Source organism: Candidatus Neomarinimicrobiota bacterium (assembly GCA_034716895.1).
GTDB lineage: Bacteria > Fidelibacterota > UBA8477 > UBA8477 > JABMPR01 > JABMPR01.
In genome coordinates, this window is the sequence record JAYEKW010000100.1 from 1 (window position 1) to 3,357 (window position 3,357).

Consider the following 3,357-nt stretch of genomic DNA (forward strand, 5'->3'; position numbering starts at 1 on the left):
AGAAGCGCAGGTATGGCTGAAGGATAACCTAAAGAACTCCTCTGAGAAGAAAGCTCTTACACCGAATGAACGGTTGGGTAAGCGGATTGAACGTGACCTGAAAAGACACAGGGTCGGTGATACAGCACTGATTTACACAAATCATTACGCTATGTATGGGAAATATGGCTGGGGAGTAAAAATAGACCATCCTGATAAATCAAAGAAACATGCGGGTGCATTTAAGAAATCATCTGCATCCAGGGTATCACTCTATGCATTTCTTGAAGGCTTGAAAAGCGCGCGTGGGTTTACAAATACAGTCATTGTTGTTGAAAACGACTACATTGTAAATGCACTCCGAAAAGGGTGGCCAATGGCTTGGAGAGATAATAATTGGAACACCTGGAAGGGTAGATCGCCCATAAATGTCGATCTCTGGCAGCAAATATTACCATTATTTGAGGAAGTTGATCCATTACTTGAACTTATTCCTGTGCATGCAAGTGTGACATTGATTAAGGAAGCAAAGCTGTTAGCAATGGAAGCCTGCAAATCAAAGGATCTTAGGATTGATCGTGGGCTGCAACCGTTTAAGGGGAAGTTTAAGAAAAAGAGAAGACGGAAAAGGTCGAAGCACCCATTGAATTCAAAGCCCACCTATTCCTTCAGCATATAATCAGGGCATTAGGATAATGAGAAAAAAGAATGCTTATCTGAGTGGGATCAATCGCCTTACCAATGTTCAAGCAAGGGCAATTTGTGAGTCCAACGAGAGGTATGAAAAGAAGCATTTACATTACACTTCGGACACTGATAGAATGGTAATGGACGCAATCGATAAAATTCGTAATGCTATTCATGAAGGGAGATATGTTCCGCTTTGTGGTGCCAATCGATTGACGGCTGATGAAGTGCTGTTTTTAATTCGACGCATCAGGAGCATACTTAATCTAGTGAGCTATGCAACCGGCTTTGAAAAAAGATCTCTTAAGAAGGCGCTAATCATTTTGGATAACTCAAGAACCAAAAGTCGGATATACCTTCGAGGTAAACTAAACCGGTTATACACATTATGGTCAGGCGGTGATGATGGTGAATATGAGGATGACTTTCCCATTAATGCATCTGATATGTTATCATCCGAATCCTACAGTAAGCAACCCGGGGCGGTTATTGATGTTTCCGATGATCCCGATCCATTCTGAGATGATTGACTTCCCAGAGTGAAAAAGTTTGTATAGGCGTATCGTACTTTGACATCAAATAATATCAGAATATCGCGTGATTGCACAGGCATATGGTGCTCAAGTGTTTTCCCTATTGTTACTAACGATCCATTCAGTCTTGTGTGGAATCTCAATGTTGGGGATGATTTGTTCAGCTGCTTCGTTCATCAATTTACTAGCTTCAGCATAAGCTTCCTGATAGACGTTCCCGTGGCAGTAGAAAACGAATCCGTCATGGATTGGCATATATAATCTACAATATTTGAGTTTGGCAGATTTTGCTACGATCGTTCTGGCTATATACGCGCCGGTTCCCTGTATCACATGACTGAGAGGGATGGTGCGAGCCCTATGTTTCTTTACAGTACCACGTTTGGTAAGATCCTCTGTTACATCGGGGACACGAGTAACACCGCCTGGTGCTGTGATCGCATGTTCTTTGACAAATACCTCTGAAAATTCTGCGCGAAGCTGGACAATTTCCGGAACTTTAGTGGTAAATTCAGAAACCAGAGCCCTTGCTGCAGTCTGACAGGAGTTAAAGCCCATCTTGAGTGCTTCCTGATGTGACAACATATCTGCAAGTGCCTTCCCCTGGGAACCGTATAGGAAGGAGTACATAAATCCCTTCCATAAATGCTTGGGGATGCTAATTCCATAGGATTCCAATAGCTCGGAGAAATGGTTTTCAGGATTCTGCGCCCATTGGTTAATTAGTGAACTGGTGGGTAGCATGCTTGCTAAAATCCTCAGTTCCTGTGAGCTATAATCTAATGAGAATAGGATTCCATCGGTTAGGTGCGGGTCCTCTGCAGGTCGGATGAATGGCACGAGATGTTTTCCTAGAAATGTATGAGGAACACTTTGAAGTCTTCCAGATCGGAGTGGCCGATATTTTACATTAAATGGTTTATTCGGAATATTGCGAAGTTGGTATAGGCGTCCTATCATTGACGGATGTTGAAGAGCCTTATAGCGATGAAATAACAATGTTTGTGACTCTAACTTTATCAAGCCTCTGATGAATAAATCAGTCTCGCTAGATTGAGGGAGCATTTGAATCCAGTCAGCATAATGGGCATGTTCAGGAATATGGTAATCCCCACTACGAATAAGATCACTAACCCTACGGGTTTTCCGTTTACGTTGATAATCATAAAATGTCCAATAGGTATATGCTGACTCTCTGATCAGCGTAAATCCTTTCGGTGTGAATGTATAATGGTGGGCGCGACGGGTTATACGGTGGCCATAAATATCCACTACAATGAGCCCATCAGTTTGGGCCTGTTTTAGTAAGCGTTGAATAGTGGATCGTCCAATACTGCTATTGGTATATGTTCCAAATTGAGTTACCAAATAGTCAAGACCTAGCTCATTGCCCTGCAGTAACTCACTGAAGATAAGGAAAAGGGCATTTCTCCTCTGCGGGTCAGAAACTGATTGTTCGATATAGTTACAGATCTTTTCAAATACGTGTGCTCTCATTGTCGCACCTCCTTTTAGAGGTGTTGTGTCACACCAAATCTGTAAGAGTTTGGGAGGACAAAAGAGTACCAACGCTCAGTAGGTCGTAAGTGCGTGTATATTTGAGGTATAGATGGTGGCGGTGGGCTGAGATACTGGTGGTACTACCTATTCCTAGGGACGTGCCTGGAAGGGGGGGTACGTGGAGATAGTGATCTAGTGTTGGGGGGAACAACCGGTACGACCGGCGCTTTACCCCCTATACTGATGCCGGTACTTTGTAGGGTGAGCCCTGAACGTGTCCCTAACTGGGTGTATGTGGTTACCGGGGGGGGCGATTGGTATTAACTACCCGTGATAATTGATCCCCGTACCGCTGTCTATATTCGTCACTGACGGTGATTTGATATGATTGGCTGGTTACGGTATGCCTAGGGTGGATTTAGCCGTAGATGTCCCCTGAGGGTTATTACTGTCACCTTGCTGTATTGTATGCGTTTCTACTTGTTATTCAGACTTGCCGTCTAGATAAACATAAAGTAAACTTATTGTGATGTTAGGTATACCGGAAATAGGTTAAATATACTGATGATCCACATTAGTTTAACTTGTACGTTGAGGTCTTATTCCCAAATGTACTTAAATGAAGATACTTGTGATAACTGCTGGCTTTCGCTTTTGT

The 3,357-nt window shown here is 43.0% G+C and carries 3 protein-coding genes; 2 read left to right on the plus strand and 1 reads right to left on the minus strand.

The genetic code is table 11. The annotated features are described in order from the left end of the window. Together U9Q77_06310 and U9Q77_06315 are read left to right on the plus strand one after the other, a co-directional pair. Positions 1-658 (plus strand): RNase H family protein (locus U9Q77_06310; protein ID MEA3286972.1); only part of this gene is annotated, 658 nt, incomplete at its 5' end. Positions 659-674: 16 nt separating this feature from the next. Further along, on the plus strand, positions 675-1,187 hold the full coding sequence (locus U9Q77_06315; protein ID MEA3286973.1) for a hypothetical protein: 513 nt from the start codon (positions 675-677) through the stop codon (positions 1,185-1,187). A gap of 99 nt (positions 1,188-1,286) precedes the next feature. Here U9Q77_06315 and U9Q77_06320 read toward each other — a convergent pair whose 3' ends face one another. Further along, entirely contained in the window at positions 1,287-2,696 is a 1,410-nt protein-coding gene (locus U9Q77_06320) for a DNA polymerase (protein MEA3286974.1), read from the minus strand. Positions 2,697-3,357: the final 661 nt, after the last annotated feature.